This window comes from Streptomyces sp. NPDC029139, from assembly GCF_055564335.1.
On sequence record NZ_JBVHWN010000002.1, the window covers coordinates 241,597 to 267,722 of the forward strand.

General features: G+C 73.4%; 28 protein-coding genes. 14 read left to right on the forward strand and 14 right to left on the reverse strand.

What is annotated here, in order from left to right:
• Positions 1 to 90: 90 nt before the first annotated feature.
• Positions 91 to 888, reverse strand: a complete 798-nt coding sequence (locus tag ACZ4VW_RS05200; protein WP_467958586.1) for a S1 family peptidase — start codon at positions 886 to 888, stop codon at positions 91 to 93.
• A gap of 141 nt (positions 889 to 1,029) precedes the next feature.
• Between ACZ4VW_RS05200 and ACZ4VW_RS05205 the strand changes: the two genes are divergently transcribed.
• The 3 genes from ACZ4VW_RS05205 to ACZ4VW_RS05215 all read left to right on the forward strand — a co-directional run bounded on the left by ACZ4VW_RS05205 (position 1,030) and on the right by ACZ4VW_RS05215 (position 3,777).
• Entirely contained in the window at positions 1,030 to 1,932 is a 903-nt protein-coding gene (locus tag ACZ4VW_RS05205; RefSeq protein WP_467958588.1) for a hypothetical protein, read from the forward strand.
• 76 nt (positions 1,933 to 2,008) lie between these two features.
• A complete protein-coding gene (locus tag ACZ4VW_RS05210; RefSeq protein WP_467958590.1) occupies positions 2,009 to 3,610 on the forward strand; it encodes an ankyrin repeat domain-containing protein in 1,602 nt (533 codons plus the stop codon).
• Entirely contained in the window at positions 3,601 to 3,777 is a 177-nt protein-coding gene (locus tag ACZ4VW_RS05215; protein ID WP_467958592.1) for a hypothetical protein, read from the forward strand. Before ACZ4VW_RS05210 ends, ACZ4VW_RS05215 begins: the two co-directional genes overlap by 10 nt.
• 7 nt (positions 3,778 to 3,784) lie before the next feature.
• On the opposite strand, the gene ACZ4VW_RS05220 is transcribed toward ACZ4VW_RS05215, so the two are convergent.
• The 3 genes from ACZ4VW_RS05220 to ACZ4VW_RS05230 all read right to left on the reverse strand — a co-directional run bounded on the left by ACZ4VW_RS05220 (position 3,785) and on the right by ACZ4VW_RS05230 (position 6,997).
• A complete protein-coding gene (locus ACZ4VW_RS05220; protein WP_467958594.1) occupies positions 3,785 to 5,272 on the reverse strand; it encodes a PE-PGRS family protein in 1,488 nt (495 codons plus the stop codon).
• 71 nt (positions 5,273 to 5,343) lie between these two features.
• On the reverse strand, positions 5,344 to 6,231 hold the full coding sequence (locus tag ACZ4VW_RS05225) for an SDR family oxidoreductase (RefSeq protein ID WP_467958596.1): 888 nt from the start codon (positions 6,229 to 6,231) through the stop codon (positions 5,344 to 5,346).
• 1 nt (position 6,232) lies between these two features.
• Positions 6,233 to 6,997 carry an SDR family oxidoreductase gene (locus ACZ4VW_RS05230; protein ID WP_467958598.1) on the reverse strand — a complete coding sequence of 255 codons (765 nt, stop codon included), beginning with the start codon at positions 6,995 to 6,997 and terminating at the stop codon, positions 6,233 to 6,235.
• Between the two features lie 68 nt (positions 6,998 to 7,065).
• Between ACZ4VW_RS05230 and ACZ4VW_RS05235 the strand changes: the two genes are divergently transcribed.
• Genes ACZ4VW_RS05235 through ACZ4VW_RS05255 form a run of 5 tightly spaced genes read left to right on the forward strand, consistent with a single transcriptional unit; the run spans position 7,066 to position 11,389 of the window.
• Positions 7,066 to 7,836, forward strand: a complete 771-nt coding sequence (locus ACZ4VW_RS05235; RefSeq protein WP_467958600.1) for an enoyl-CoA hydratase family protein — start codon at positions 7,066 to 7,068, stop codon at positions 7,834 to 7,836.
• Complete coding sequence (locus ACZ4VW_RS05240; protein WP_467958602.1) at positions 7,833 to 8,690, forward strand: CoA transferase subunit A; 858 nt, start codon at positions 7,833 to 7,835, stop codon at positions 8,688 to 8,690. Before ACZ4VW_RS05235 ends, ACZ4VW_RS05240 begins: the two co-directional genes overlap by 4 nt.
• On the forward strand, positions 8,687 to 9,421 hold the full coding sequence (locus tag ACZ4VW_RS05245) for a CoA-transferase subunit beta (RefSeq protein ID WP_467958604.1): 735 nt from the start codon (positions 8,687 to 8,689) through the stop codon (positions 9,419 to 9,421). Before ACZ4VW_RS05240 ends, ACZ4VW_RS05245 begins: the two co-directional genes overlap by 4 nt.
• Positions 9,421 to 10,470 (forward strand): NAD(P)H-dependent flavin oxidoreductase, encoded by a 1,050-nt coding sequence (locus ACZ4VW_RS05250; RefSeq protein ID WP_467958606.1) that lies wholly within the window; start codon positions 9,421 to 9,423, stop codon positions 10,468 to 10,470. Before ACZ4VW_RS05245 ends, ACZ4VW_RS05250 begins: the two co-directional genes overlap by 1 nt.
• 28 nt (positions 10,471 to 10,498) lie before the next feature.
• Positions 10,499 to 11,389 (forward strand): tyrosine-protein phosphatase, encoded by an 891-nt coding sequence (locus tag ACZ4VW_RS05255; protein WP_467958608.1) that lies wholly within the window; start codon positions 10,499 to 10,501, stop codon positions 11,387 to 11,389.
• Here ACZ4VW_RS05255 and ACZ4VW_RS05260 read toward each other — a convergent pair.
• The 6 genes from ACZ4VW_RS05260 to ACZ4VW_RS05285 all read right to left on the reverse strand — a co-directional run bounded on the left by ACZ4VW_RS05260 (position 11,386) and on the right by ACZ4VW_RS05285 (position 17,313).
• On the reverse strand, positions 11,386 to 13,086 hold the full coding sequence (locus ACZ4VW_RS05260; RefSeq protein ID WP_467958610.1) for a DEAD/DEAH box helicase: 1,701 nt from the start codon (positions 13,084 to 13,086) through the stop codon (positions 11,386 to 11,388). The genes ACZ4VW_RS05255 and ACZ4VW_RS05260 overlap by 4 nt on opposite strands.
• A gap of 91 nt (positions 13,087 to 13,177) precedes the next feature.
• Positions 13,178 to 13,381, reverse strand: coding sequence for a cold-shock protein (locus tag ACZ4VW_RS05265; protein WP_290114082.1), 204 nt, complete (start codon positions 13,379 to 13,381; stop codon positions 13,178 to 13,180).
• Between the two features lie 165 nt (positions 13,382 to 13,546).
• Positions 13,547 to 14,704, reverse strand: coding sequence for an acetyl-CoA C-acetyltransferase (locus tag ACZ4VW_RS05270; protein WP_467958612.1), 1,158 nt, complete (start codon positions 14,702 to 14,704; stop codon positions 13,547 to 13,549).
• An 18-nt stretch (positions 14,705 to 14,722) separates the two neighbouring features.
• Positions 14,723 to 15,379, reverse strand: a complete 657-nt coding sequence (locus tag ACZ4VW_RS05275) for a TetR/AcrR family transcriptional regulator (RefSeq protein ID WP_467958614.1) — start codon at positions 15,377 to 15,379, stop codon at positions 14,723 to 14,725.
• A 15-nt stretch (positions 15,380 to 15,394) separates the two neighbouring features.
• A complete protein-coding gene (locus ACZ4VW_RS05280; RefSeq protein ID WP_467958616.1) occupies positions 15,395 to 16,180 on the reverse strand; it encodes an SDR family oxidoreductase in 786 nt (261 codons plus the stop codon).
• Complete coding sequence (locus ACZ4VW_RS05285; protein ID WP_467959567.1) at positions 16,177 to 17,313, reverse strand: acyl-CoA dehydrogenase family protein; 1,137 nt, start codon at positions 17,311 to 17,313, stop codon at positions 16,177 to 16,179. Before ACZ4VW_RS05285 ends, ACZ4VW_RS05280 begins: the two co-directional genes overlap by 4 nt.
• Positions 17,314 to 17,451: 138 nt before the next feature.
• Here ACZ4VW_RS05285 and ACZ4VW_RS05290 point away from each other — a divergent pair, with 138 nt between their 5' ends.
• Positions 17,452 to 18,597 carry an acyl-CoA dehydrogenase family protein gene (locus tag ACZ4VW_RS05290; protein ID WP_467958618.1) on the forward strand — a complete coding sequence of 382 codons (1,146 nt, stop codon included), beginning with the start codon at positions 17,452 to 17,454 and terminating at the stop codon, positions 18,595 to 18,597.
• Entirely contained in the window at positions 18,597 to 19,652 is a 1,056-nt protein-coding gene (locus ACZ4VW_RS05295) for an acyl-CoA dehydrogenase family protein (protein ID WP_467958620.1), read from the forward strand. Before ACZ4VW_RS05290 ends, ACZ4VW_RS05295 begins: the two co-directional genes overlap by 1 nt.
• Here ACZ4VW_RS05295 and ACZ4VW_RS05300 read toward each other — a convergent pair.
• From ACZ4VW_RS05300 to ACZ4VW_RS05315, 4 genes are all read right to left on the reverse strand, one after another.
• Positions 19,647 to 20,156, reverse strand: coding sequence for a pyridoxamine 5'-phosphate oxidase family protein (locus tag ACZ4VW_RS05300; protein WP_467958622.1), 510 nt, complete (start codon positions 20,154 to 20,156; stop codon positions 19,647 to 19,649). The two genes, ACZ4VW_RS05295 and ACZ4VW_RS05300, sit on opposite strands and share 6 nt — an antisense overlap.
• A 41-nt stretch (positions 20,157 to 20,197) precedes the next feature.
• Positions 20,198 to 20,572 carry a VOC family protein gene (locus ACZ4VW_RS05305; RefSeq protein ID WP_467958624.1) on the reverse strand — a complete coding sequence of 125 codons (375 nt, stop codon included), beginning with the start codon at positions 20,570 to 20,572 and terminating at the stop codon, positions 20,198 to 20,200.
• Between the two features lie 87 nt (positions 20,573 to 20,659).
• Positions 20,660 to 21,379, reverse strand: coding sequence for a vWA domain-containing protein (locus ACZ4VW_RS05310; RefSeq protein WP_467958626.1), 720 nt, complete (start codon positions 21,377 to 21,379; stop codon positions 20,660 to 20,662).
• Between the two features lie 107 nt (positions 21,380 to 21,486).
• Positions 21,487 to 22,113, reverse strand: a complete 627-nt coding sequence (locus ACZ4VW_RS05315; RefSeq protein ID WP_467958628.1) for a helix-turn-helix transcriptional regulator — start codon at positions 22,111 to 22,113, stop codon at positions 21,487 to 21,489.
• Between the two features lie 79 nt (positions 22,114 to 22,192).
• Between ACZ4VW_RS05315 and ACZ4VW_RS05320 the strand changes: the two genes are divergently transcribed.
• Genes ACZ4VW_RS05320 through ACZ4VW_RS05335 form a run of 4 tightly spaced genes read left to right on the forward strand, consistent with a single transcriptional unit; the run spans position 22,193 to position 25,927 of the window.
• Positions 22,193 to 23,326, forward strand: a complete 1,134-nt coding sequence (locus ACZ4VW_RS05320; protein ID WP_467958629.1) for an LLM class flavin-dependent oxidoreductase — start codon at positions 22,193 to 22,195, stop codon at positions 23,324 to 23,326.
• The gene (locus ACZ4VW_RS05325; protein WP_467958631.1) at positions 23,323 to 24,048 is read left to right on the forward strand and encodes an SDR family NAD(P)-dependent oxidoreductase; all 726 of its coding nucleotides are present in this window, start codon (positions 23,323 to 23,325) and stop codon (positions 24,046 to 24,048) included. Before ACZ4VW_RS05320 ends, ACZ4VW_RS05325 begins: the two co-directional genes overlap by 4 nt.
• Entirely contained in the window at positions 24,045 to 24,914 is an 870-nt protein-coding gene (locus ACZ4VW_RS05330) for an alpha/beta hydrolase (protein WP_467958633.1), read from the forward strand. Before ACZ4VW_RS05325 ends, ACZ4VW_RS05330 begins: the two co-directional genes overlap by 4 nt.
• Entirely contained in the window at positions 24,911 to 25,927 is a 1,017-nt protein-coding gene (locus tag ACZ4VW_RS05335) for a hypothetical protein (RefSeq protein ID WP_467958635.1), read from the forward strand. Before ACZ4VW_RS05330 ends, ACZ4VW_RS05335 begins: the two co-directional genes overlap by 4 nt.
• Positions 25,928 to 26,126: the final 199 nt, after the last annotated feature.

The following is a 26,126-nucleotide window of genomic DNA, read 5'->3' on the forward strand; positions in this document are numbered from 1 at the left end:
GTGGAGCTGGCGCAGGAGGACGCGCGGCACGGGTACGGGGGCGGGCCCACCCCCGTACGCGTACCGGTACCGGCCTACCGCGTCACGGGGTCACAGCGTCGCGGCGGCGGACTTGATCGCGGCGGCGAAGGTCGAGACCTCGGTGTACACGCCGGGGTAGCCGGGCCGTGCGCAGCCCTCGCCCCAGCTCACGATGCCGACCTGGATCCAGGCGCCGGCGTTGTCGCGGCGGAACATCGGGCCGCCGGAGTCGCCCTGGCAGGTGTCGACACCGCCCTGGTTGTAACCGGCGCAGATCTCCTCGCCCGCGACGAGGGAGCTGCCGTAGGCGGCCTTGCAGTCGGCGTCGGAGACGAAGGGCACCGTCGCCTTGCGCAGGTACCGCTGCTGCGCGCCGCCCTCGCGGGTGGCGCCCCAGCCGGCGACGGTGAACGTGCCGCTGTTGTACGCGGTGGTCTCGGCGATCTTGAGGGTGGGGACCGAGGTGATCGGCGAGGCCAGCTTGATCAGGGCCCAGTCCTTGCCCGTGCCGTTGTAGCCGGGGGCCTGGAGGACCTTGGTCGACCTGACCTTGATGGCGCTGCTGGACTGCAGGTCCACGACGCCGGCGGTGGCGGTGATGCTGGTGTTGTTGCCGGAGCCGTTCACGCAGTGGGCGGCGGTGAGGACGATCTGCGGGGTCAGCATCGAGCCGCCGCAGCCCATGGAGAGCCTGACCATCCAGGGGAACTCGCCCTGGGCGGCGCGGGTGCCGCCGACGACGGGGGCGGGCGCGGCGGAGGCGGTGGAGGGCTGGAGACTGACGGCGGCGAGAATGACGGCGCCGGCCGCTGCGATTCTCTGCAGGGCACGTACGAAGGTGTTCTTCTTCAAGTGTCTGCCTTTCATGGGGGGTTGAGCCTTGATGGCATGCGCGCGTCAAGGCTTGTCCGGATTATGGGCAAGGGCTCACCGGGGCCACAAGCACGTGTTTTCGGCCAGCGGACGGGGCCGGGCCGCCCCCGTACAGTGAAGGAGAGGGGGTGTGACGTGCCGAACGACCGCGCAGCCGACGGAGTCGACGGAGTCGACGGAGTCCTCCACGGATTCCCGCACCTCGCCACGGTCCGGGCCTGCGTCACCGCGCTGTACCGGAGACTGTCGGCGGACGGGGTGCGGCGGTACGCGACGAGCGTGCCGCCGGCGGACGTGGCCTTCGGGGACGACGAGGACCTCCATCTCGGTGCGCAGCGGGTGGCCCGGGCCCTCGTGCACCACCTTGGCCTGCCCGAGGCGCGGATGGTCGTGAGCTTCCGGGAGATGGAACACGCGGCGAGTGTCGAACTGACCGCGGGACCGGAGTACTTCGTCGAGCTGAACGACCGCTTCCGGCGACACCGCAGGGACGTGGGAGCCGCCCTGGCCCACGAGATCACCCATGTGTACCTGCACCGCCTCGGCCTCGGCTTCCCCGACACACGGGAGAACGAGATCCTCACCGATGTGGTGACCTCCTATCTCGGAGCGGGATGGCTGCTGCTCGACGCGTTCCGGCGGGACGCGGTGTCCAGCCAGAAGCTGGGCTATCTGACCCCGGAGGAGTTCGGATACGTCCTGGCCAAGCGGGCGGCGCTGTTCGGGGAGGACCCGTCGCCCTGGTTCACCAGCCCGCACGCGTACGAGGCATGGACACGGGGCCGCGAGGAGGCCGCCCGGGACGACCGCCGGCCCCCGCTGGCCGCGGCGGGGTGGGCGGCCCGCCACCGCTACGCGAAGGACCGCCGCTACGGTCGGGCGGCGGCCGACGCGCCGTACTCCTTCGAGGGGAAGGGGGCCTCCGCCCGGGTGGCCTTCCCCTGCCCGGTCTGCCACCAGCGGCTGCGGGTGCCGGCGGGCCGGGACGTCCGGGCCAGGTGCGGGGTGTGCGAAACGGTCCTGGACTGCGCCCCGTAGGGGCGGTCCGCCGCGGGCCGGAGGGCGCGGGACTATTCGTTTGCGCCGTCCGCGTGCGGCGGGTGAGGGTCGGAGCATGAGCACGCTGTTCGACGCCATCCACGAGGGGGACGACGCCGTCGTGCGCGCCCTCCGGGCCGGGGCGTCCCCCGAGGCGGACGACGAGGGGGAGACCCCGCTGTACCGGGCGGCCCTCACGAACGAACCCGGGATCGTACGGCTCCTGCTGGCCGCGGGCGCCGACCCCACGCGGGGCAGCGGCGAGGAAGCGGGGGACCTGCCGCTGTGCGGCGCGGCGTGCGGCGGCCACGCCGAGGTCGTGCGGGCGCTGCTGGCCGGCGGGGCGCGGGCCGGCCAGGCGGAGGCGTACGGGTTCACGGCGATGGACTGGGCCGTCCGGCTCGGGCACGCCGAGACGGTACGGATCCTCCTGGAGCACGGGGCCGACCCGAGCCGGCCGGGGCCCGACGGCCACCCGCCGCTGGTGGCGGCGGCCCGGCGCGGCTCGACCGGGAGCGTGCGCGCGCTGCTCGAACACGGTGCGGGGCCGGTCGGGGAGGCCCTGCGTGAGGCGCGGCGCTGGATCGGTGTCGACATCGCGGAGGAGCTGCGGCGCGGCCTCCTCGGGACGAGCGGCGACGACAGCTCCGGCGAGACCGTGGTGCGCCGCGTGCACGAGGACGGCGGAGTGACCGTGGTCGTCGACCTGCTGCGAGCGGACGGCGCGCCGGGCAGCGGCAACGAACGGCAGACCGGCCACGCGGCCATCGCCACGCTCCTGGAGCAGGCCCTCGACCTGCGCACCCCGCCCGAGGAGCTGGGCGGGCGGGCCCTGCGGTGCGGGGACCCGGACCTGGACGACTGGGCCGAGACGGTCCGCGTGCTGGCCGACCGCGACGACGAGGAGACCTTCCGGACGGCCGCCGCGTGGTGCGCGGGCGAGGAGCCCCTGCGGCGGGCGCTCGGCGCGAGTGTCCTGGGCGGCCTCGACGCCTTCACGGCGCGCGCGGTACCGGTGCTGTGCCGCCTGGCCTCGGAGACGTGGCCGGGCGTGCCGTCGTCCGCAGGCGAGGCACCCCGCGAGGCGGCACGCGGCACGACACGCGACACGGTACGCGGCACGGCACCGGCCGCCGCTTCGGCCGGGTCCGCGCCCGAGACCCTGCCGGCCCCCGCCCCGGCCGTGGCGCGGGAACCCGCGCTGTCCGTGGTCGCCGCGTTGGGGCGGTGCGGGGACGCGAGCGCGCTCCCCGCGTTGGTGGCGTTCGCCTCGCATCCCGATGCCGAGGTGCGGCGGGCCCTCGGGCGCGCCCTCACCGGACCCGTGCCCGCCGGGGACGCGCGGACCGTGCAGACGCTCGTCGCGCTGAGCCGCGATCAGGACCGAGGGGTGCGGGACTGGGCGACGCTGGCCCTCGCCGAGGTGCCCGAGGACACCCCCGTCCTCCGGGAGGCGCTCGCGGCCCGGCTGGACGACGAGGACCCGGAGGTCGTCGCCGAGGCGGCCCGCGGGCTGGCGATGCGTCAGGATCCGCGGGCCGTCGAGCGGCTGGCGTGGATCCTCGCGGAGGGGTCCGCGCACGGCACGGCCCGCGACACCGCCCTCGCGGCCGTCGCGTACGTCCGGGACGACCGGGTCAGGAACCGACTGGAGCATACGAGCCCGCGATGTCGTTGACGGCCGCCCGGGCGCACGTCATCGCCGGACCGATCGTGGCGCCCGGCCGACCCGGCCGGGTCTCCCCCCTCACGGCCGCCGAGCAGTCGCCGGCGGCGTACGGGCCCATGGACGACCTCGCCGTCCACCCGTGGCGCCCGCGCGTCGCCGTGGGTGACACGGGCTGATCGCGCGTCAGCGCGTGGACACGGCCGAGTCCGCCCGCTCCTCCAGCAGGTCGACCATCCGGCGCATGACGGGCACGGGCAGGGCCGGGTTCATCGCCGCGTCGCGGGCGGTCCCCGGATCGCGCAGCAGCCGGAGCAGGACGTGCCGCGGGAGGGCGGGGTGGCGGGCCGCGCGGGCCCGTACGGAGGAGTCCGGGTCGTCGAGCAGGCGTACCGCCGTCGAGGGAGCGAGCCTCGGGTCCTGCGCCACGTCCTGCCGGACCTCCGCCGCCTCGTCCCGGCTGAGCTCCTCGACCAGCGCGGGTGTGGACTCGGCATCGCCCAGCGCGAGTCGGCGCAGTCGGGGGTTCGGGTCGGTGGCGTGGTGGAGCAGCCCGGCGCGCGGGAAGTTCGGATGGGTGCGCGGGCGCCCGGGGAAACTGAAGCTGCCGTCCCACCAGTGCCAGACCTCCAGGAGCAGGTCGGGGGGCGCGTCGTCGCAGGATTCGGCGAGGAAGAGCCGGACGACCCGGTCCTCGTCCCGGGCGAGCCGTGCGACGACATCGGGCGGCAGCCGGCGCGCGCGGGCCACGCTGCTGCGGACGTACGGGTGGCTGGAGGCGGCGAGCCGGCGCATGGCGTCCGGGTCGTCGTGGAGCTCCGCGACCCAGGGCAGGGCCATGGGGCGCCCGTCGACCGGGTCGAAGGCGAGACGCACGGCGGCCCGCTGATCCTCTGTCAGGTCGGCCCGTACGGCGATGCTGTGGCGGACCTCGTCCTCCGGGTCCTCGGCGAGGAGGGCGACGGCCGCCGGGTCGAGGCGGGGGTTGCCCGCCAGTCTCTCCCGCACCTCCGGGTCCTCGTGCGCCGCCAGACGCGCGGCCAGGCCGGGCGTCAGGCGGCAGGTGTCCAGGGCCTTGCCGGCCGTGCCGCCGAGCCGCTCGAAGCCGTCCTCGTCCAGCGAGTGGTCCTGGTGGTGGCGCAGCAGTGCGGCGGTACGGACGTGCGCGTCGGGGTCGTCGAGCAGCCCTTCCCGTGCGGGCGGGCGGAGGTGGGGCCAGGCCGGGGCGCAGGCGGCGGCCCGTACGGCGGGGACGGGGTCGGCGGTGAGCGCGTCGAGCAGGAACGCGGGCGGTCCGGGAAGCCGGGCGGCCTCGGCGCGGACCGACGGGGAGGGGTCGCGGGCGAGTGTGTCGTACGCCGCGTCGGTCAGAGCTACGCCGGCATACGCCAGCCACTCCACGGCCAGGGCCCGGTGCGCACCGCTCGTCTCCGCGGCGAGGAGCCGGAGCCACTGCTCGGCGGTCAGTTCGTGCCGCGCCTCGACCACCCGGCGGCGCACGGTCGCGACGGAATGGCCGACGGCGGCGTCGAGGACGCCCGGCGGCAGGTCCTGGCGCCACAGGAAGCCGGGGTCGAGGGCGAGCAGGCGGATCAACAGGTCGTCGGGCGCCGCCGGGTTGAAGCCCAGGTGCCCCCAGCCGTGGACCGGTGCCACCAGGTCGTCGAGGGTCATGGGCCCATCCTGCCCGGTCCCTGGGCGGCTGTGGTGAGAGACAGCTGTGGTGAGAGACGGCTGTGGTGAGATCACGCCCCCTGGGACGCGCCGTACACCGGCTGGGGCGCCTCCGCGGCCGCCAACAGCTTCAGCGTCGCCTCCCCCGCCTCCGCCGGGCTCCAGCGTGCCCCCTTGTCGGCCGTCGGGCCGGGCCGCCAGCCCTGCATTACGGTGATCCGGCCGCCCTCCGCCTCGAAGACCCGGCCGGTCACGCCCGCCGATGCCGCCGAGCCCAGCCAGACGACGAGCGGCGAGACGTCCTCCGGTACGCCCTCCAGGCCCGCGAAGGCCCGCTCCGTCATCCGGGTCCTGGCGGCCGGGGCGATCGCGTTGACCTGGATCCCGTACCGGCCCATCTCCGCCGCCGCCACCAGCGTGAGCCCGACGATGCCGGCCTTGGCCGCCGCGTAGTTGCCCTGCCCGACACTGCCCGAGAGGCCCGCGCCCGACGTCGTGTTGACGACCCGCGCCGCGGGCTCGCGCCCCGCCTTCGCCTCCGCCCGCCAGTACGCGGCGGCGTGCCGCAGCGGCAGGAAGTGGCCCTTCACGTGCACCCGCATGACCGCGTCCCAGTCGTCCTCGCCCAGGTTCACGAGCATCCGGTCGCGCAGGAAGCCCGCGTTGTTGACGAGGGTGTCGAGCCGTCCGAAGGAGTCCAGGGCGGCGGCGACGAGCGAGGCCGCGCCCTCCTCCGTGGCGACGTCGCCGCCGTGCGCGACGGCCTGCCCGCCCGCCGCGCGGATCTCCTCCACCACCTGCCAGGCGGGTGAGCCCGACCCCGCCGAGCCGTCGAGCCCCACCCCCAGGTCGTTGACGACGACCTTCGCCCCCTCGGCGGCGAAGGCGCGCGCGTGCGCCCGCCCCAGCCCCCGCCCCGCGCCCGTCACGATCACGACACGACCCTCGCACAGACCCATCTCAGCTCTCCCTGTCGACCGTTGCGGCATCCAGAAACGCGGGGCGTTCGCCGCCCCCGTGCACGAGCAGCGACGCCCCCGAGACGTACGCGGCCCGGTCGGAGGCGAGGAAGACCGCCGCCTCGCCCACGTCCGAGGGCTCGGCGAGCCGGCCGAGCGGCACCGTCGCCGCGACGGCGGCGATGCCGTCCTCGTCGCCGTAGTGGAGGTGGGACAGCTCGGTGCGGACCATGCCGAGGACGAGGGTGTTGACCCGTACCTCGGGGGACCACTCCACGGCCATCGAGCGGGCCAGGTTCTCCAGGCCGGCCTTGGCGGCGCCGTAGGCGGCCGTGCCGGGCGAGGGGCGGGTCCCGCTGACGCTGCCGATCATGACGACCGACCCGCGGGAGGCCCGCAGCAGCTCGTACGCGGCGAGGGAGACGGCCAGCGGGGCGGTGAGGTTCAGGGCGACGACCCGGGCGTGCCGTTCGCCGTCGCCCTCGCCGAGGAGCCGGTACGGAGTGCCGCCGGCGTTGTTGACCAGCACGTCCAGGCGCCCGTACCGCTCGTCCACGCGCGCGAAGAAGGCGGCGACCGCCGCGGGTTCGCGCAGGTCGAGGGGGGCGAAGGCGGCTTCCCGGCCGCCGTCGGTCACCGCCTCGTCCGGGGGCCGGCGCGCGCAGACGACCACGTGCGCCCCGGCCCTGAGGAAGGCCCGGGCGATGCCCGCGCCGACCCCTCGTGTGCCGCCGGTGACGACGGCGACCCTCCCGTCCAGCTCCATCGGCTGCTACCTTTCCTCACCACGCAGTCACCTAACAAATGTTTGGTGGAAAGGTAGCTGATCCGCTCATGGGTGTCTCCACCTCCCGCCCCGGAAAGGGCATCGCCCTCGTCACCGTCGACTTCCCACCCGTCAACGCCCTCCCTGTGCGGGGCTGGTACGACCTCGCCGACGCCGTCCGCACGGCCGGCCGGGACACCGAGGTCCGCTGCGTGGTGCTGGCCGCCGCCGGTCGCGGCTTCAACGCCGGCGTCGACATCAAGGAGATGCAGCGCGAGCACCCCAACGGGCGCCACACCGCGCTCATCGGCGCCAACCACGGCTGCGCGGAAGCCTTTTCGGCGGTGTACGCGTGCGAGGTCCCGGTCGTCGCGGCCGTCGGCGGTTTCTGCCTGGGCGGTGGGATCGGGCTCGTCGGCAACGCGGACGCGATCGTCGCCTCCGAGGACGCCACGTTCGGCCTGCCGGAGCTGGACCAGGGGGCGCTCGGCGCCGCCACCCATCTCGCCCGGCTCGTCCCGCAGCACCTCATGCGCGCGCTGTACTACACCTCGCGCACCGTCACCGCCGCCGAGCTGCACGCCCACGGCTCGGTCTGGAAGGTCGTGCCGCGCGCGGAACTCCTGGACGCGGCCATGGAGCTGGCGGGCGAGATCGCCCGGAAGGACGGATCTCTGATCCGTCTCGCCAAGGCCGCCATCAACGGGATCGACCCCGTGGACGTGCACCGCAGCTACCGCTTCGAGCAGGGCTTCACCTTCGAGGCCAACCTCAGCGGCGTCGCCGACCGCGTCCGCGACACCTTCGGCAAGGACGAGGCCAGGGAGGCCGGCTCGTGACCGACAAGACGATGACCCCCGACGAGGTGGTGGGCCGCCTGCGCAGCGGCATGACCATCGGCATCGGCGGCTGGGGCTCGCGCCGCAAGCCGATGGCCCTGGTCAGAGCGCTGCTCCGGTCCGAGATCAGCGATCTCACCGTGATCTCCTACGGAGGCCCCGACGTGGGCCTGCTCGCCGCCGCCGGCCGCATCCGCAGGCTCGTGGCCGCCTTCACCACCCTGGACTCCATCCCCCTCGAACCGCACTTCCGCGCGGCCCGTGAGCGCGGCGCCTTCGCCTTCACGGAACTGGACGAGGCCATGTTCATGTGGGGTCTGCACGCCGCCGCCAACCGGCTGCCCTTCCTGCCCGTGCGGGCCGGTCTCGGCTCGGACGTGATGACGGTCAACCCCGAGCTGCGGACGGTCACCTCGCCGTACGAGGACGGGGAGACGTTCGTCGCCGTGCCCGCCCTGCGCATGGACGCCGCCCTCGTCCACCTCAACCGGGCCGACCGGCTCGGCAACGGCCAGTACCTCGGCCCGGACCCCTACTTCGACGACCTCTTCTGCGAGGCGGCCGACACCGCGTACGTCAGCTGCGAGCGGATCGTCGACACCTTCGCCCCCGGCTCCGGCACCTCCACCGTCCCGCAGTCGCTGCTCGTCGGCCGGCACAGCGTCACCGGTGTCGTCGAGGTCCCGAACGGCGCGCACTTCACCTCCTGCGCCCCCGACTACGGCCGCGACGAGCCCTTCCAGAAGCTGTACGCGACCACCCCCTGGCCCGAGTTCGCCGAGAGGTTCCTCGCAGGCAAGAGCGAGGACGACTACCAGCAGGCCGTCCGCGCCTGGCGCGAGGAGCAGCGGTGACCACGACCACCACCACACGGGCCGAATACTGCGTCGTCGCCTGCGCCGAGGCATGGCGTGACGACGGCGAGGTCCTGGCCGCCGCCATGGCCCCGGTCTCCTCCTTCGGCGCCCGGCTCGCCAAGCGTTCCTTCTCCCCCGACCTGCTGCTGACCGACGGCGAGGCGATGCTCGTCGGCCTCGACGGGGAGGTCGAGGGCTGGCTGCCGTACCGCCGCCATCTCACCATGGTCACCGGTGGCAAGCGGCACGTCATGATGGGCGCGAGCCAGATCGACCGGTACGGAAACCAGAACATCTCCTGCATCGGCGACTGGTCCCGGCCCGCCCGCCAGCTCCTCGGGGTCCGCGGTGCCCCGGTCAACACGCTGAACAACCCCGTCAGTTACTGGATCCCCAAGCACTCGCCCCGGGTCTTCGTGGAGCGCGTGGACATGGTCAGCGGCGTCGGATACGACCGCGCGGCCGCCGCGGGGGCTGCGCGCTTCCACCGGATCCCCCGGGTCGTCTCCGACCTGGGCGTCTTCGATTTCGAGACGCCCGACCGCTCGATGCGCCTCGCCTCGCTCCACCCGGGCGTCACCGTGGACCAGGTCAGGCGGGCCACCGGCTTCGACCTGGTGATCGGCGACGACGTCCCGTACACCCGCGAACCGACCGCCGGGGAGCTGCGGCTCATCCGCGAGGTGATCGACCCCGCGGGGCTGCGGGACCGGGAGGTCCGGGCCTGATGGAGACGGCACTCACCCGACTCGCCGGCGTGCGCCACCCCATCGTCCAGACCGGCATGGGCTGGGTGGCCGGACCGCGGCTGGTCTCGGCCTCGGCCGCCGCCGGCGCCCTCGGCGTCCTCGCCTCGGCGACGATGACCGTGGAGGAGCTGCGGGCCGCGGTCCGTGAGGTGAAGTCCCGTACCGACCGGCCCTTCGGGGTGAATCTGCGGGCCGACGCCGGCGATGCCCGCGAGCGGGTACGGATCATCGTCGACGAGGGTGTACGGGTCGCCTCCTTCGCCCTCGCCCCGTCCCGGGAGCTGATCGCCGAGCTCAAGGACGCGGGCGTGGTCGTGATCCCTTCCGTGGGCGCCCGGCGGCACGCCGAGAAGGTCGCCGCCTGGGGTGCGGACGCGGTGATCGTGCAGGGCGGCGAGGGCGGCGGGCACACCGGCGAGGTCGCGACGACCGTCCTGCTGCCGCAGGTGGTCGACGCGGTCGGCATCCCGGTGATCGCGGCGGGCGGCTTCCACGACGGCCGCGGCCTGGTAGCGGCGCTCTCCTACGGCGCGGCCGGCATCGCCATGGGCACCCGCTTCCTGCTCACCTCCGACTCCACCGTCCCCGACGCCGTCAAGGCGATGTACCTGGCCGCGACGGTCAGGGACGTGACGGTGACGACCGCCGTCGACGGGCTGCCGCACCGGATGCTCCGTACGGAGATGGTCGCCGCCCTCGAACGGGCGGGCCGCGTACGGGCCTTGGCGCAGGCCGTCCGCCGTGCGGCCGGTTTCCGCAGGATCTCGGGGCTCTCGTGGTCGCGGATGGTCCGCGACGGTCTCGCGATGAGACACGGCAAGGACCTCTCGTGGAGCCAGGTCCTGCTCGCCGCGAACACCCCCATGCTCCTCAGGGCGTCCATGGTCGAGGGCCGCACCGACCTCGGTGTCATGGCGTCCGGGCAGGTCGCGGGGCTGATCGAGGATCTTCCGAGCTGCGAGGAACTCGTCCTGCGGGTCATGTCCGAGGCCGCACACGCGCTCCGCACCCTGCCATCACCAGGGTGAACCCTCATCCCCGCAAGGGAGTCCGGTCATGTCTCTGTCGAGACGCGCTTTGCTGAGCACCACGACCGCCGCCGTCCTCACCGCGGCCCTCGCCCCCACCGCCCTGGCCCGGCCGCGCGCGGGCACCGCCCTCCGCCACATCCCGCTCCAGGGCGCGGTCAACGTCCGCGACCTGGGTGGTTATCTCACCTACACGGGCGACCGGGTCCGCCACGGCCTGGTGTACCGGTCGGACGCCCTCGGCAAGCTCACCGACGCCGATGTGACGACCCTCGCCGGACTGCGTCTGGGCCGGGTCGTCGACTTCCGCATCCCGCTGGAGGTCCAGTACGACGGCGCGGACAAGCTCCCCGCCGGAGTCGCCGCGGTGTCCCGTCCCGTCACCGACAACGGTCTGTTCGGTCAACTGCTCGCGGCGATCGGCTCCCGGGATCCGGTGCGCCAGGAGGAGATGCTGGGCGGCGGCCGGGCCGCCGCGTTCATGCACGAGGTGTACCGCACCTTCGTCACCAGCGCCGCCAACCGCGCGCAGTTCGGCGCCACGCTCCGCGAACTCGCGACCCTGGGCGCGACCCCCTCGCTGTACCACTGCACCTCGGGCAAGGACCGTACGGGCTGGGCGAGTTACCTGCTGCTGACGGTCCTGGGGGTGCCGGAGAGCGCGGTCGTCGGCGACTACCTGGCCTCGAACACGTTCCGGGCCGCGTACGACGCGAAGGTGCGGGAGGGTCTGAAGCAGGGCGGGCTCATGCAGAACCCGGATCTGATCATCCCGCTGCAGGAGGTGCGGACGGAGTACCTGAACACCGCGCTCGGCGAGGTGAGGGCCGGTTACGGCGGCCTGTTCCGCTACCTCACGGACGGCCTGGGCCTGGAGCCGCACACGCTGGCGCGGCTCCAGGACCGGCTCGTCGACTAGGTGGTGCCGCCCCGGCGGCCACGGCCGCCGGTGGCACCGCCGGCGCGGGTACGGGAGGCCGCGCCGCCCGTCCGCGTCCCCGTGCCGGCGCCCGTGCGCGTACCGGTGCCGGCACCCGCGCCCGTGCGTGTACCGGTGCCGGCGCCCGTGCGCGTGCCGCTGCTCGTACCCGTTCCCGTACGGCCGGTGGCCTGGGAGCGGGTGCGGCCGGCGCCACTGCCACCGCCGCCGCCGCGGCGGGAGCGCTGGCCGCCGCCGCGGGCGGCGGGGGGCTGGGCCGGCTGCGGGACCTCGATGACGATCGGTATGCCGGACGGCTCCTGGGCGCCGGTGAGCCGCGTCAGCTCCTCGTCGCTGGACTTGATCTGCGCCGTACGGGGGGTGATGCCGGCGTTCGACATCAGCCGGCTCATGTCCCGCTTCTCCTCGGGCAGCACGAGGGTGACGACGCTGCCGGACTCGCCGGCCCGGGCGGTGCGGCCGCCGCGGTGCAGGTAGTCCTTGTGGTCGACCGGCGGGTCGACGTTGACGACCAGGTCGAGGTCGTCGACGTGGATGCCGCGGGCCGCCACGTTGGTCGCCACCAGAGCGGTGACCTGGCCGGTCTTGAACTGGTCCAGGGTGCGGTTGCGCTGCGGCTGGGAGCGGCCGCCGTGCAGCCCGGAGGCCCGGACGCCGTTGGCGAGGAGCCGCTTGACCAGCCGGTCCACGGACCGCTTGGTGTCGAGGAAGAGGATCGTGCGGCCGTCGCGGGCCGCGATCTTCATCGTGACGGCCTTCTTGTCGGTCTCGTCGGCGATGTAGAGCAGGTGGTGCTCCATCGTCGTGACCGCGCCGGCGGAGGGGTCGACGGAGTGCACGACCGGGTCGGTGAGGAACATCTTGACCAGCCGGTCGATGTTCTGGTCGAGCGTGGCCGAGAACAGCATCCGCTGACCGTCCGGCTCGACCTGCTTGAGCAGCGCGACGACCTGCGGCATGAAGCCCATGTCGGCCATCTGGTCGGCCTCGTCCAGGACCGTGATCGCGACCTGGTCGAGCCGGCAGTCGCCGCGCTCGATGAGGTCCTTGAGGCGCCCGGGCGTGGCGACGAGGACTTCGGCGCCGCGGCGCAGCGAGTTGGCCTGCTTGGTGATGGACATGCCGCCGACGACGGTCGCCACGCGCAGCTGCACCGAGGTGGCGTACGGCGTGAGGGCGTCGGTCACCTGCTGGGCGAGCTCGCGGGTGGGCACGAGGACCATGGCGAGCGGCGCCTTGGGCTCGGCGCGGCGGCCCGCGGTGCGGGCGAGCAGGGCGAGGCCGAAGGCGAGGGTCTTGCCGGAGCCGGTGCGGCCGCGGCCGAGGATGTCGCGGCCGGCGAGCGAGTTCGGCAGGGTGGCGCCCTGGATCGGGAACGGCTCGGTCACGCCCTGTGCGTTGAGCGTCTTGACCAGTGCCGCGGGCATGTCGAGGGCGTCGAAGGACTCGACGGAGGGGAGCGCGGGCGTCAGCGTCTCCGGCAGGGTGAACTCACGCGGCGGCGGAGGCGTGGCCGGTCCGCGTCCGCGGCCGGCCCCCTTGCCCTTCGGGGCGGCGGCGCCACGGCGGGCGCCGGCGTTGCCCGAGCCGCGCGCGGGGCGGCCCGAGGCATTTCCGGACGGGGTTCCGGAAGTGGATTCCGCGGCCCGGCGGGGCCGCTTTTCGGATCGAGTCATAGGGAAATGCCTTCCTGGGCCTGAGCACAGCGCGAGCCGGGACCCGCACCTGCACGGTGCGGGTCCCGGCTGCGAGAATCGCGTACGGCGATCAGGCGGGGAGGATGTTCTCCGCCTGCGGGCCCTTCTGGCCCTGCGTGACGTCGAAGGTGACCTTCTGGCCTTCCTGGAGCTCACGGAAGCCGGAGGTCGCGATGTTCGAGTAGTGGGCGAAGACGTCGGCGCCGCCGCCGTCCTGCTCGATGAAGCCGAAGCCCTTTTCGGCGTTGAACCACTTCACAGTGCCGGTAGCCACAATGATCTCCTGAATAGGTAAGGGCCCCATCCCGGAGAGTCCGGAAAACAAAATTGCGCCTGAGGAACATTCCCGTCAGGCGCACATAAAGTTCATGGGTACCAACTAGCAACACCGAAAGACTAGCACGCTGTCCCGCCCCTCCGGGCGGGACAGCGACGAGTGTCACATCCGCTCGATGATCGTGACGTTCGCCTGGCCCCCGCCCTCGCACATGGTCTGGAGGCCGAACCGGCCCCCGGTGCGCTCGAGTTCATGGAGCAGGGTGGTCATCAGCTTCACGCCGGTGGCGCCCAGCGGGTGGCCGAGGGCGATCGCGCCGCCGTTGACGTTCACCCGGTCGGGGTCCGCGCCGGTCTCCTTGAGCCAGGCGAGGACGACGGGGGCGAAGGCCTCGTTGATCTCGACGAGGTCCATGTCGTCGATGGACATGCCGGTCTTCTTCAGGGCGTGGGCGGTGGCCGGGATCGGGGCGGAGAGCATCCGGATGGGGTCCTCGCCGCGGACGGAGAGGTGGTGGACGCGGGCGCGCGGGGTGAGGCCGTGTTCCCGTACGGCCCGCTCGCTCGCGAGGAGCATGGCCGCGGCGCCGTCGGAGACCTGGGAGGAGCAGGCCGCCGTGATGGTGCCCCCCTCGACGACGGGCTTCAGGCCGGCCATCTTCTCCAGGGTGGTGTCCCGGCGGGGGCCCTCGTCGGCGGTCACGTCGCCGTAGGGCACGGTCTCCCGTGCGAAGCGGCCCTCGTCGAGCGCGCGCAGCGCGCGCTCGTGGGAGCGGAGCGCGAATTCCTCCTGGTCACGGCGGGTGATGCCCCACTTCTTCGCGATCAGTTCGGCGCCGTGGAACTGGTTGACGGGCGCGTCTCCGTAGCGGGCCCGCCAGCCCTCGGAGCCGGCGTAGGGGCCGTCGGTCAGGCCGAGCGGTTCGGCGGCCTGCCGGGAGGCGAAGGCGATGGGGATCATGGACATGTTCTGGGTGCCGCCCGCGACGACGAGGTCCTGGGTGCCGGACAGGACGCCCTGGGCGGCGAAGTGCACGGCCTGCTGGGAGGAGCCGCACTGGCGGTCGATCGTGACGCCGGGGACCTCTTCGGGGAGGCCGGCGGCGAGCCAGGCCGTCCGGGCGATGTCGCCGGCCTGCGGGCCCACGGTGTCGAGGCAGCCGAAGACCACGTCCTCGACGGCGGCGGGGTCGACACCCGATCGCGCGACGAGGGCCTTCAGGACGTGGGCGCCGAGGTCGGCCGGGTGGACGGAGGCCAGACCTCCCCTGCGGCGGCCGACCGGGGTGCGGACCGCTTCGACGATGTAGGCCTCGGCCATGACGACTCCTCCAGATGTCTACGGACGTACGGCGATCCCGTCCAGGACCATCGACAGGTACTGGCGGGCGATCTCCTCCGGGCTGTGCTGTCCGCCCGGGCGGTACCAGGACGCGGCGACCCAGACGGTGTCGCGGACGAACCGGTAGGTGAGCCGGACGTCGAGGTCGGCGCGGAACACGCGGGCCTCGACGCCCCGCTCCAGCGTGCCGAGCCACGCCTTCTCGAACTTGACCTGCGAGTCGGAGAGGTAGTGGAAGCGGGGCTGGTCGCCGAGGTGCCGGGATTCCTTCTGGTAGATGGCGACGGCGGCGCGGTGCCGGTCGATCTCCCGGAAGGACTCGGTCACGAGGGCCTCGATGGTCTCCCTGGGCCCGAGGCCGGCGGCGAGGACGGCGTCGTAGCCCTCCCAGAGCTCGGTCAGGAAGGTGGAGAGGATCTCGTCGAGCATCGATTCCTTGGAATCGAAGTGGTAGTAGAGGCTGCCGGCGAGCATGCCGGCGGCGTCGGCGATCTTGCGTACGGTCGTGGCGTTGTACCCCTGTGCGGCGAACACCTCGGCCGCGATGTCCAGGAGCTCGCGGCGCCGCTCGGGCGAGGCGGTCACCGGGGTCTTCTTCTTGCTGACATTGCGGGTGTCGCTGGCGTTGCTGGCGTTGCTGGCAGTCTTCGGCACACGTCCATTCTGGCCCTACGGGTGCTGGCTGCTGACCGAGACGGTCTCGCCGGTCATGTAGGAGGAGTAGCCGCTGGCGAGGAAGACGATGACGTTGGCGACCTCCCAGGGCTCGGCGTACCGCCCGAGGGCCTCGGCCGCGGTGAGGTCGGCGAGCAGGTCTGCGGAGGTGACCTTGACCAGGTGGGGGTGCATGGCCAGGGACGGGGAGACCGCGTTGACGCGGACGCCGTAGGCCGCCGCCTCGACGGCGGCGCAGCGGGTGAGGGCCATGACGCCGGCCTTGGCGGCGGCGTAGTGGGCCTGCCCGGCCTGGGCGCGCCAGCCGACGACGGAGGCGTTGTTGACGATCACCCCGCCGTCGCCCGCGTCCCTGAAGTGGCGCAGGGCGGCGCGGGTGCAGCGGAAGGTGCCGTTCAGGGTGACGTCGAGGACGCGGGTCCACTGCGCGTCGGTCATGTCGACGAGTGCGGCGGTGCCGCCGAGGCCGGCGTTGTTGACGAGGATGTCGAGGCCGCCGTGGAGGCGTACGGCGGTGTCGACGAGCCGCTGGACCTGTGTCTCGTCGGTGACGTCGCAGGGCAGGGAGTCGATCCGGTCGGCGCCGAACTCGGCGGCGAGGGCGGTGGCGGTCTCCTCGAGGCGGCGGGCGTGGGCGTCGCTGAGGAGGATCCTGGCGCCCTCCTCCAGGAAGCGGCGGGCGGTGGCGCCCCCGATGCCGGCTCCGGCGGCGGCGGTGATGACGGCGCCGCGGCCGGTGAGGAGTCCGTGTCCCGGCTCGTAGGGCGGGGGTGGCTTCATGGGCGCGGCTCCTTGGGGAGGCCGAGCACCCGCTCGGCGATGATGGTGCGCTGGATCTCGCTGGACCCGGCGTAGATGGTGTCGGCGCGGGAGAAGAGGAACAGCCGCTGCCACGCGTCGAGCGCGTACGGTTCGCCGCCGACGACGGTGGAGGCGGCGCCGCGGATGTCCATGGCCAGTTCACCGAGGTCGCGGTGCCAGTGGGACCAGTACAGCTTGGCCATGGAGGGCTCGGCGCCGCGCAGGGCGTTCGCCCGCATCGCCTCCAGACCGGTCCAGGCACGGACGAGCCGGTCGCGGACGAGGGGGTCGGCGAGGGCTCCGGTGTGGCGGGCGAGCGCGATCAGCCCCTCCAGTTCGCGCCGGAACCCGACCTGTTGGCCGAGGGTGGAGACGCCGCGTTCGTAGCCGAGGGTGGCCATCGCGATCCGCCAGCCGTCGCCGGGTGCGCCGACGACGTTCGCGGCGTCGGTCCGTGCGCCGTCGAAGAAGACCTCGTTGAACTCGCTGGTGCCGGTGAGCTGGACGATCGGCCGGACCTCGACGCCGGGCTGGTCCATGGGGACGAGGAGGTACGAGAGTCCGGCGTGCCTGCGCGATCCCGGTTCGGTGCGGGCGACGACGAAGCACCACTGGGACGCGTGGGCGAGCGAGGTCCAGATCTTCTGGCCGTCGACCACCCAGGTGTCGCCGTCGCGGACCGCGCGGGTGCGGACGGCGGCGAGGTCGGAGCCCGCGTCGGGTTCGCTGTAGCCCTGGCACCAGAGCTCCTCGACGGCGCGGATCGGGGGGAGGAAGCGGGCCTTCTGTTCCTCGGTGCCGTGGTCGATGAGGGTGGGTCCGAGGAGTTGTTCGCCGATGTGGTTGACGCGGGCGGGGGCGTCGGCGAGGGCGTACTCCTCGTGGAAGGCGATCTGCTCCTCGATGCTCGCGCCGCGGCCGCCGTACCGCTCGGGCCACCCCACGCAGGTCCAGCCGTGGGCCGCCATGTGCCGTTCCCAGGCGAGGCGTTCGGCGAACGCCTCGTGCTCCCTGCCCGGTCCGCCGCGGCCCTTCAGGTGGGCGAACTCGCCGGTGAGGTGGGCGTGCAACCAGTCCCGTACCGCGGTGCGGAACTCCTCGACGCTGCTCATGGCGCTGCTCATGACCGTACGTTAACCTACCAAACACTTGTTAGGGAAGGAGCGGGAGATGCCCCTGCCGTACGAGCGTCGCGGCCCCGTCGCGTACGCGACCGTGAACCGGCCCGCGACGAAGGAGGCGGGCGGCTGATGGACCTGTCGTACGGCGCCGAAGAGGACGCCTTCCGGGCGGAGGCCCGTGAGTGGCTGCGCGTCCATGTGCCGAGGGAGCCGCTGCCGTCCCTGGAGACGGAGGAGGGCTTCGCCGCGCACCGCGCGTGGGAGGCGGAACTGGCCGCCGGCCGCTGGTCGGTGGTGTCCTGGCCGGAGCGGTACGGGGGCCGGGGCGCCGACATCTTCCGGTGGCTGATCTTCGAGGAGGAGTACTACGCGGCGGGGGCGCCGGGCCGCGTCTCGCAGAACGGCATCAGCCTCCTCGCCCCCACCCTCTTCGACCACGCGACGGAGGAGCAGCGGGCCCGGGTGCTCCCGTCGATGGCGACCGGCGAGGTCGTCTGGGCGCAGGCATGGTCCGAGCCCGAGGCCGGCTCGGACCTCGCCTCGCTGACCTCGCGGGCGGTACGGACGGACGGCGGATGGCTGCTGTCCGGACAGAAGACCTGGTCGTCGCGGGCGGCCTTCGCCGACCGGGCCTTCGGCATCTTCCGCACGGACCCGGAGAAGGACCCGGACAGGCCGCACCGGGGGCTGACGTACCTGATGTTCGACCTGCGGGCACCGGGCGTGACCGTCCGGCCCATCGGCCGGCTCGACGGGAAACCGGCCTTCGCCGAGCTCTTCCTCGACGAGGTCCCCGTGCCCGACGAGGACGTGATCGGCGAGCCCGGCCAGGGCTGGCGGATCGCGATGTCCACGACGGGCAACGAGCGGGGGCTCATGCTCCGCTCCCCCGGCCGCTTCCTGGCCGCCGCCGACCGCCTCGTACGGCTCTGGCGCGAGACCGGCGGGGACCCGGCGCTGCGGGACCGGGTCGCGGACGCCGTGATCGGGGCACGGGCCTACCAGCTCTTCACCGCGGGGGCCGCCTCGCGCTTCGCGGCGGGGGCGACGATCGGGGCGGAGTCGAGCCTGAACAAGGTCTTCTGGTCGGAGTACGACCTCGCGCTGCACGAGACAGCGCTCGATCTGCTGGGCGGGGAGGCGGAGCGGGCGGACGGCGAGTGGGCCGAGGGGTACGTCTTCTCGCTCGCGGGCCCGATCTACGCGGGCACGAACGAGATCCAGCGCGACATCATCGCCGAGCGGCTGCTCGGCCTGCCGAAGGGGCGGCGCTGATGCGATTCCTGCCGACGGAGGAGCAGCGCTCCTTCGCCCGCTCACTGGACGCGATGCTGACGGCGGCGCGGACGCCGGCGACGGTACGCGCCTGGGCGGCGGGTGACCCGGCGCCGGGCCGCGCCCTGTGGTCCCGCCTCGCGGAGGCGGGTGTCTTCGCCCTCGCGGTCCCGGAGCCGTACGAGGGCGTGGGCCCCCTCCCCGTCGAACTGGTCACGGCCTTCGTGGAGTTGGGCCGGCATGGCGTGCCGGGCCCGGTGGTGGAGACGGTGGCGGTGGCGGCGCTGCTGTCGGAGCTGGCGAGGAGAGGCGACCCGGGCCCGGCGAAGCGGCTGCTCCCGGGAATCGCCTCGGGCGGGACAGTGGCGACCATGGCGGCACCCACCCGCCACCCGCCCACCACGGGGTGCGGCAAGGGAGAGGCAGAGGGGGGCACCGGCCGGCCGGACGGAGGCCCACAGCGCGACGCGCTCGACGCGGACGTCGCCGATCTCGTGCTCGTCGTCCGTGGGGACGAGCTGTGGAGCGCCGCCGGCCACGGCCCCGTGCGTCCGTCCGCCGACCCCGCGCGGCGCCTCGCGCGGCCCGTGGCCGACGGTGGGGAGCTGCTGGCCGCCGGGCCGGCCGTCGGCGCCGCCGCCGAGCAGGCCGTGCGGTGGGCGATGCTCGCGACGGCCGCCCAGGCACTGGGCCTCGGTCTCACGCTCCTCGACCGGACCGTGGCGCACGCCCGCCGGCGTACGCAGTTCGGGACCCCGATCGGGTCGTTCCAGGCGGTCAAGCACCGCCTGGCCGACACCCTGATCGCCCTGGAGTTCGCCCGGCCGTTGCTCTTCGGAGCGGCGCTCACCTTCGAGAGCGCCGATCTCGCCGCCGCGAAGGCCGCGGCCGGGGAGGCCGCCTACGCCGCCGCCCGTACCGCCCTCCAGGTCCATGGCGCCGTCGGGTACACCGAGGAGCTCGACCTGTCCCTCTGGCTGCGCAAGGCCCGGCCCCTCCGCGACGCCTGGGGCTCCCCGTCCTGGTGCCGGGCCCAGGTGCTCAGCGGGTCATGAGTCCTCGCGCGGCGCGCTGTCGTCGGTGCCGCGCCGGACCGTCCGTACCGGCCGCCCCGGCGTCCAGGTGCGGACGACCAGCTCGTCGCCCTCGACGGTCGTGCGCACCACCTCGGTCAGCTCCACCAGGAAGAGGTGGAACGGCAGCGGCGCGCCGACCTCCTGCGCGAACCGCTCGACCGTCTCCGGGTCGGCGGATTCGGCCGCCCGCCCGGAGACGCGCACGTCCCCACCGCCCATGTCGGTCCCGCCGCCCGGGTTGGCGAGCAGCGAGAACCGTGGATCGCGCCGCAGGTCCAGAGCCTTGCGGGAGTTCGGCATCATCGCGAGCCACAGCTCGTCGAAGCGGAAGTTCACCTCCAGGCCGGTGAGGCGCGGCGAGCCGTCCTTCCGTACGGTCGCGAGGACGTGATGCGTGTACCGGCCGAAGCGTTCCCGTACGGTCGCGGCGAGCTCCGGTTCGGCGGCGGCGAAGGTGGACCAGGTGGTTTCGGCGTGTCCCATGAGAGCAGTGAACACCGGATACCCGACATCTTCTGTCCGGATTACTGCGAACGCTCGGAGTCCGAACGCTCCACGCAGAACTCGTTGCCCTCCGGATCGGCCAGGGTCGCCCAGCCGGTCCCGTCCGCCTTCCGGTGGTCGCCGACCAGCCTCGCGCCGAGCGCGAGCAGCCGCTCGACCTCCTCGTCGCGGGTGCGGTCCTGCGGCTGGATGTCGAGGTGGACCCGGTTCTTGACCGACTTCCGCTCCGGCACCCGGACGAAGAGCAGACCCGCCCCCTCCGTCTCCACCAGCGCCTCGTCGTCGCCGGGCCGATCCTCGTCGGACACCTTCGCGTCCAGCACGGAGGCCCAGAAGCCGGCCAGGGTGTACGGGTCGGAGCTGTCGATCGTCACATGTCGCACAAGAGAAGCCATGGCGCCACTATCACGTGGCGAACAGCCGCTCGGCCACTGCCTTTTGACGCAGGTGGGGACGCCTGCGCGAGAGGCCGGGCGCGGACGTCATGACCGGACGATGGCCTGGGCCCGGGCCGCCGACAGCCACGTGGGGAACTCGGCGACGATCCGGTCGTACAGCTCCGCGTCCGGGACCCGGCGCGGGTCCTTCCCGGCGTGGAAGAAACCGGCGTTGTCCACCGGCCGCTTCGACGGCACGGCCAACTCGTCGAGCTTGCGCAGGAATTCGAACTGCCTGCTGCCCGGGTCGCCGAAGCCGATGAACTGCCAGAAGATCGGCAGCTTCGCCGCCTTGCACAGATACCGCTCGGCGGCGAGCTTGTTGATCGGTCCGCCGTCGGTCTGGAAGACGACCAGCGCGGGGGCCGTGGCCCCGCTGTCGAGGTAGTGGTCGATGACCGCGTCCATCGCCAGGTGGTAGCTGGTCTTGCCCATGTGGCCGAGCCCGGCGACGATCCGGTCGATCCGCCCCTGGTGGTCGGCGAGCGCGATGTCGGTCTCGGCGTCGATGTCGGTGGAGAAGAAGACCACCGGCACCCGGCCGTCGTCGTCCAGGTTGGCGGAGAGGCCCAACACCCGGTCGGCCAGGGCCTGGACGCTGCCGTCCTGGTAGTACGGCTTCATCGAGCCCGAGTAGTCGAGCACGAGATAGACGGCGACGCGCTGCCCGCTCATGCCGTGCTTCTGGAGCGAGACCCCCGCCGACTTGTAGAGGCTCACCAGCGCGGGCGCGGCTTCCTCGACCTTGCTCAGACTGAGGGCCATGGGCCCCTCCCCTCCCTGGAAGCGGACAGCATGCCGAGGGTACGTGATCGGGCGCGGTGCGCCGCCGACGAGACCGGCCCCTGTGCGTACCGAAGCATCCGCCGCGCCTACGGCCGCCGGCCCTCACCCTTGTCCGCGCGCGCCCTCTCCAACTCCTCGATGTCCGCGAGCATGGCGTCCGCCAGATCGCGCTCGGAGGCGTAGTACCGCTGGGCCCACTTGAGGGTGAGCGTGGGGTACGCCCACTCCTCCTCGGCCTTCGCCCCCTCCACGTCGACCTCGGCGCGCAGCCGCATGGACTCGGCGAACTTCCGGTGCCGGGCGAGGATTTCACGCATCTGCTCGGGTTCCAGGAGATGACCCAGCCACAGCCGGAGCATCGGACCGTGCTTGAGCACCGGCGGGTCGACGGGCGCCGTGCGCGCCCAGGTACGGACGGCCGTCATGCCCTCGTCCGTGATCCGGTAGACCCGCTTGTCGCGGCTGCCCGTCTCCTGCGCGACCATCCGGGAGGTGGCGAACCCGGCGCCCTCCAGGCGCTTGAGCTCGCTGTAGATCTGACTGAACGACGGGCTCCAGTAGAAGAAGCGCAGTGACCAGTCGGACCACTTCTTGAGGTCGTAGCCGGACAGCTCCTCGCCGAACGAGAGCAGTCCGAGCACCGCCCAGCTCGTCACCGGGAACCCGGGGATCTCCGGCTGTTCGCCCTGCCCCGCCGTCGTCGTGTCCGCCACGGACGGAAGTCTACGACGCCCTTCCCCACCCCACGTATGCCTGCTAGAAGTATTTCTATTCGGAATAGAGGAGTTCACGGTGAAGTTCTCGATGATCTTCGAGGCCCAGCTCGTCGACCCCACCCCGGAGCGCGAGCGCCAGGTCATCCACGACTGCGTCGAACAGGCCGTCCACGCCGAGCGGATGGGCTTCGACCGGATCTGGGCGGTCGAGCACCACTCCCTCACCCAGTACGCGCACATGAGCGCCTCCGAGATCTTCCTGACCTGGGTCGCCGCCCGCACGGAGCGGATCCGCATCGGCCACGGCGTGGTCACCATGCCCTTCGGCTACCAGCACCCGGTGCGGGTGGCCGAGCGCGCCGCGATGCTCGACGTCCTCAGCGGCGGGCGCGTGGACATCGGCGCCGGGCGCGGCGCCACCCGTCAGGAGATGCGGATGTACGGGGTACGCCCCGAGGACACGTACCCGCAGATGGAGGAGGCCCTGCGGATCTTCTCCCGCGCCTGGCGGGAGGAGGAGTTCGAGTGGCACGGCTCGATCGACATCGGCCCCGGCGCGGTCCTGCCCCGGCCGGTGCAGGATCCGCACCCGCCGCTCTTCATGGCCTGCTCGAAGCACGAGACGCTCAGATCCGCCGCCGAACTCGGCATCGGGGCCCTGGTGATGGGATTCGCCGGCGCCGAGGACGTCCGCGCGATGCGCGCGGTGTACGACGAGGCCATCGCCGCACGCGACGGGTCGCGGTTCGTCTCCTCGGAGGTCAACGACCACTTCTCGGCGCTCTGCCCGACGATCGTCCTGGACGACGCCGAGCGCGCGCTGCGCCTCGGCACCCGCGGCCAGCGTTTCTTCGCCGAGTCGATCGCCCATTGGTACGGCAACGCCCCGGCCCCGACCGGCTACGCGGAGGACGAGGAGGCCGCGGACCACGTCGCGGCGCTGGAGCGGCGCCGCGAGGAGTTGGTCGCCCGCCTCCACGAGGCGAACATCCCGGCGCGCCCGGCCGACACCGGCCCGTACAACACCGACCACGCCTACGGCGACGCGGACACCGCCATCGCCTACGTCGAGCGGCTGCGCGAGATCGGTGTGGACGAGGTGATGTGCCTGATCCAGATGGGCACGGTCCCCCAGGACGTCTGCATGGAGACCATCCGCCAGTGGGGCGAGAAGGTCATCCCGTACGTCCGCGCGCGGGAGGCGTCGTGAGCTCCCTGTCCGGAAAGGTCGTGATCGTCACGGGCGCGGCGCGCGGCCAGGGCGCGGCGGAGGCCCGGCTGCTGGTGGCGGCGGGCGCGCGCGTCGTGGGCACGGACGTACGGGAGGAGGAGGGCCGGGCGGTCGCGGCGGAGCTGGGCGACGCCGGGGTGTTCGTCCCCCACGACGTGACCTCCGCGGCGGACTGGCGCGAGGTGGCCGGGGAGGCTCTCCGGAGCTTCGGCCGGATCGACGCGCTGGTCAACAACGCGGCGCTGTGGCGGACGGCGCCGGTGGAGTCGGAGACGTACGAGAACTTCGAACTCCTCCTCCGCGTGAACCTGCTGGGTCCGTTCCTCGGCGTCCAGGCGGTCGTGCCGGCCCTGCGCGAGGCGGGCGGCGGCTCGATCGTGAACGTGTCGTCGACGGCCGGCCTGGTCGGCGTCCCGGGCCACGCGGCGTACGGCGCGGGCAAGTTCGGTCTGCGCGGCCTGACCCGCTCGTCGGCCCTGGACCTGGCGCGGCACGGCATCCGCGTCAACTCGGTGCATCCGGGAGCGGTCGACACGCCGATGACGGCGGAGGTGGCGGGCCGGGACTGGTCGCACGTGCCGCTCGGGCGGATGGGCCGGGCGGAGGAGGTCGGGGAGCTGGTCGCGTTCCTGGTCTCGGACGCGTCCTCGTACGTGACGGGCGCGGAGTTCACCGTGGACGGGGGGCTGACGGCCGGATGACGGATCCACTGACACCGGCGGCGCGGGCGCTGTGCGAGGCGATGTCGGCCGGCTTTCCCGGCCCGGGTTCGCCGGCGGCGCTGCGCGCGGCGGCCCGGGCGGGGGTACGGGAGGTGCCGGCGGCCCGCGAGACGACGGCGTACGGGGTACGGGTGCGGCTGTACGGCGACGAGGCGGCGGGGCCGGTCATCGTCTTCGCGCACGGAGGCGGCTGGGTCCTGTGCGACCTCGACACGCACGACGGCCTCTGCCGTGAACTGGCGAACCGCGCCGGCGCGTTCGTCGTCTCCGTCGACTACCGCCGCGCCCCCGAGCACCGTTTCCCGGCGGCCGAGGACGATGTGTGCACGGTCCTGGAGTGGGCGGCCTCGAGGTCCGCGGGCGGCCCCCTGGTCCTCGCGGGCGACTCCAGCGGCGGGAACCTGGCGGCGCGGGCGGCGTTGCGCGCGCGGGACGGGGGCGGGCCGCCGGTCGCGGGCCAGCTGCTGTTCTACCCGGCCCTCGACCACCGCCTGGACGCCGTCTCGGCGGAGGCGTACGCGGAGGGCTTCTTCCACACCACGGCCCATATGCGCTGGTACTGGGAGCAGTATCTGGGCCCGGACGGCGACCCGGTGGCCGCCTCCCCCGGCCTCGCCCCCGACCTCACCGGTCTGCCGCCCGCCCTCGTCGTGCTGGCCGACTGCGATCCCCTGCGGGACGAGGGGCTGGCGTACGCCCGGCGACTGTCGTCGGCGGGGGTGCCCGCCCAGGTCCAGCTGCACACGGGGGTCTTCCACGGCTTCCTGGGAGCGAGGGGGGTGCTCGCGGAGACGGACGCGGCCCTGACCGCCTCGGCCGCCTGGATCGCTAGCCTGTGCGCGTGAGGCCGACCACCCCGTACCGTCCCCTGGACATCACCGTCCCCTTCCCCGAGCTGAGGGCGTACGCCCGCACCGCGACGCTGCTGCATCCGCGGGCGGGCGCGCCGACGGCGGCCGACAGCTCCGTGGGCGGGCCGCTGCTGTGGCCGGCGGACGAGGCGTGGCCGCTGTGCGCGGAGCACGGCCGGGTGCCGGGCGTACGGCCGGAGCGGGCGCGGCGGTACGAGCGGATCGTCGAGGCGGCCCGGGCGCGCCCCCGGCCGGACGGCGCCGACGCCGTGCCGTACACCGACGCCGAACGGGCGGAGCTGGACGAGATGTCCTGGTCCGGCCACCAGCCGGACCGGCACGACGGATCGCCGCTGCCGCTGCTCGCGCTCGCGCAGTTCCACGTACGGGACGTGCCGGACCTGGCGGCCTTCGCACCGCCGGGGACAGACCTGCTCCAGGCGCTGTGGTGTCCGTTCCGGGGACACGACGACGCGTCCTTCGGCGACCACGGCCCTTCGACGCGGTTGTACTGGCGAAGGGCGGCGGACGTGACGGAGCCGCTGTCGGAGCAACCGGAGCCGGCGATGGTGGAGCGGAAGGAGTATCTGCCGAACCCGTGCGTGCTCTTCCCCGAGCAGGTCGTCGAGTATCCGTACGCCGACTATCTGCCCGAGGAGCTGGTCGAACGGATCGACGCGTGGGAGGACACCTTCGAGGAACGGCTCGGGGACGCCGCGCCCGGCTATCAGTACGACCTCTCCCTCGCGCCTGGCTGGAAGATCGGCGGCTGGGACTCCTGGCACCGGACGGATCTCACGCGGGTGTACTGCGGCGCGTGCGGGACGGAGATGCGGCTGCTGCTGACGATCGACTCGTTCGGGGGCGCGCGGAGCTGGGTGCCGTACGACGAGGAGCGGCCGCGCTCCTTGTACGGCCCGACCGGGATCAGCGCGGCGCGTGACGAGTACCGCGCCTTCGTCTGCCCGACGAACCCCTCGCACCCGCACCGCATGAGCAGCCAGTAGCCCGTGCATCCCCGACGACCACCCGCCCCCGCGAGGCGGACGCACCGCGGCGCCCGCCCAGTCGTCCGGACCCGCCCCTCACGCCGCTCTCGCACCGCTCGGCCGCAGACGGCCTCCCGGGCTTCGACCGGCTGCGTCGGACTCCGTCCGCCGGCCCGCCCGGCCGTCCTCCCCGTCCCGCCCCCGCGAGGCGGACGCA

What these genes read in the sequence shown, in the direction of transcription:
- ACZ4VW_RS05280 (WP_467958616.1), bottom strand. Translation starts at nt 16,180, where the DNA reads ATGAAGCCACCCCCGCCCTACGAGCCGGGACACGGACTCCTCACCGGC.
- ACZ4VW_RS05235 (WP_467958600.1), top strand. Translation starts at nt 7,066, where the DNA reads ATGGGTGTCTCCACCTCCCGCCCCGGAAAGGGCATCGCCCTCGTCACC.
- ACZ4VW_RS05220 (WP_467958594.1), bottom strand. Translation starts at nt 5,272, where the DNA reads ATGACCCTCGACGACCTGGTGGCACCGGTCCACGGCTGGGGGCACCTG.
- ACZ4VW_RS05295 (WP_467958620.1), top strand. Translation starts at nt 18,597, where the DNA reads ATGCGATTCCTGCCGACGGAGGAGCAGCGCTCCTTCGCCCGCTCACTG.
- ACZ4VW_RS05330 (WP_467958633.1), top strand. Translation starts at nt 24,045, where the DNA reads ATGACGGATCCACTGACACCGGCGGCGCGGGCGCTGTGCGAGGCGATG.
- ACZ4VW_RS05285 (WP_467959567.1), bottom strand. Translation starts at nt 17,313, where the DNA reads ATGAGCAGCGTCGAGGAGTTCCGCACCGCGGTACGGGACTGGTTGCAC.
- ACZ4VW_RS05290 (WP_467958618.1), top strand. Translation starts at nt 17,452, where the DNA reads ATGGACCTGTCGTACGGCGCCGAAGAGGACGCCTTCCGGGCGGAGGCC.
- ACZ4VW_RS05210 (WP_467958590.1), top strand. Translation starts at nt 2,009, where the DNA reads ATGAGCACGCTGTTCGACGCCATCCACGAGGGGGACGACGCCGTCGTG.
- ACZ4VW_RS05270 (WP_467958612.1), bottom strand. Translation starts at nt 14,704, where the DNA reads ATGGCCGAGGCCTACATCGTCGAAGCGGTCCGCACCCCGGTCGGCCGC.
- ACZ4VW_RS05230 (WP_467958598.1), bottom strand. Translation starts at nt 6,997, where the DNA reads ATGGAGCTGGACGGGAGGGTCGCCGTCGTCACCGGCGGCACACGAGGG.
- ACZ4VW_RS05225 (WP_467958596.1), bottom strand. Translation starts at nt 6,231, where the DNA reads ATGGGTCTGTGCGAGGGTCGTGTCGTGATCGTGACGGGCGCGGGGCGG.
- ACZ4VW_RS05305 (WP_467958624.1), bottom strand. Translation starts at nt 20,572, where the DNA reads ATGGCTTCTCTTGTGCGACATGTGACGATCGACAGCTCCGACCCGTAC.
- ACZ4VW_RS05255 (WP_467958608.1), top strand. Translation starts at nt 10,499, where the DNA reads ATGTCTCTGTCGAGACGCGCTTTGCTGAGCACCACGACCGCCGCCGTC.
- ACZ4VW_RS05250 (WP_467958606.1), top strand. Translation starts at nt 9,421, where the DNA reads ATGGAGACGGCACTCACCCGACTCGCCGGCGTGCGCCACCCCATCGTC.
- ACZ4VW_RS05260 (WP_467958610.1), bottom strand. Translation starts at nt 13,086, where the DNA reads ATGACTCGATCCGAAAAGCGGCCCCGCCGGGCCGCGGAATCCACTTCC.
- ACZ4VW_RS05310 (WP_467958626.1), bottom strand. Translation starts at nt 21,379, where the DNA reads ATGGCCCTCAGTCTGAGCAAGGTCGAGGAAGCCGCGCCCGCGCTGGTG.
- ACZ4VW_RS05300 (WP_467958622.1), bottom strand. Translation starts at nt 20,156, where the DNA reads ATGGGACACGCCGAAACCACCTGGTCCACCTTCGCCGCCGCCGAACCG.
- ACZ4VW_RS05200 (WP_467958586.1), bottom strand. Translation starts at nt 888, where the DNA reads ATGAAAGGCAGACACTTGAAGAAGAACACCTTCGTACGTGCCCTGCAG.
- ACZ4VW_RS05215 (WP_467958592.1), top strand. Translation starts at nt 3,601, where the DNA reads ATGTCGTTGACGGCCGCCCGGGCGCACGTCATCGCCGGACCGATCGTG.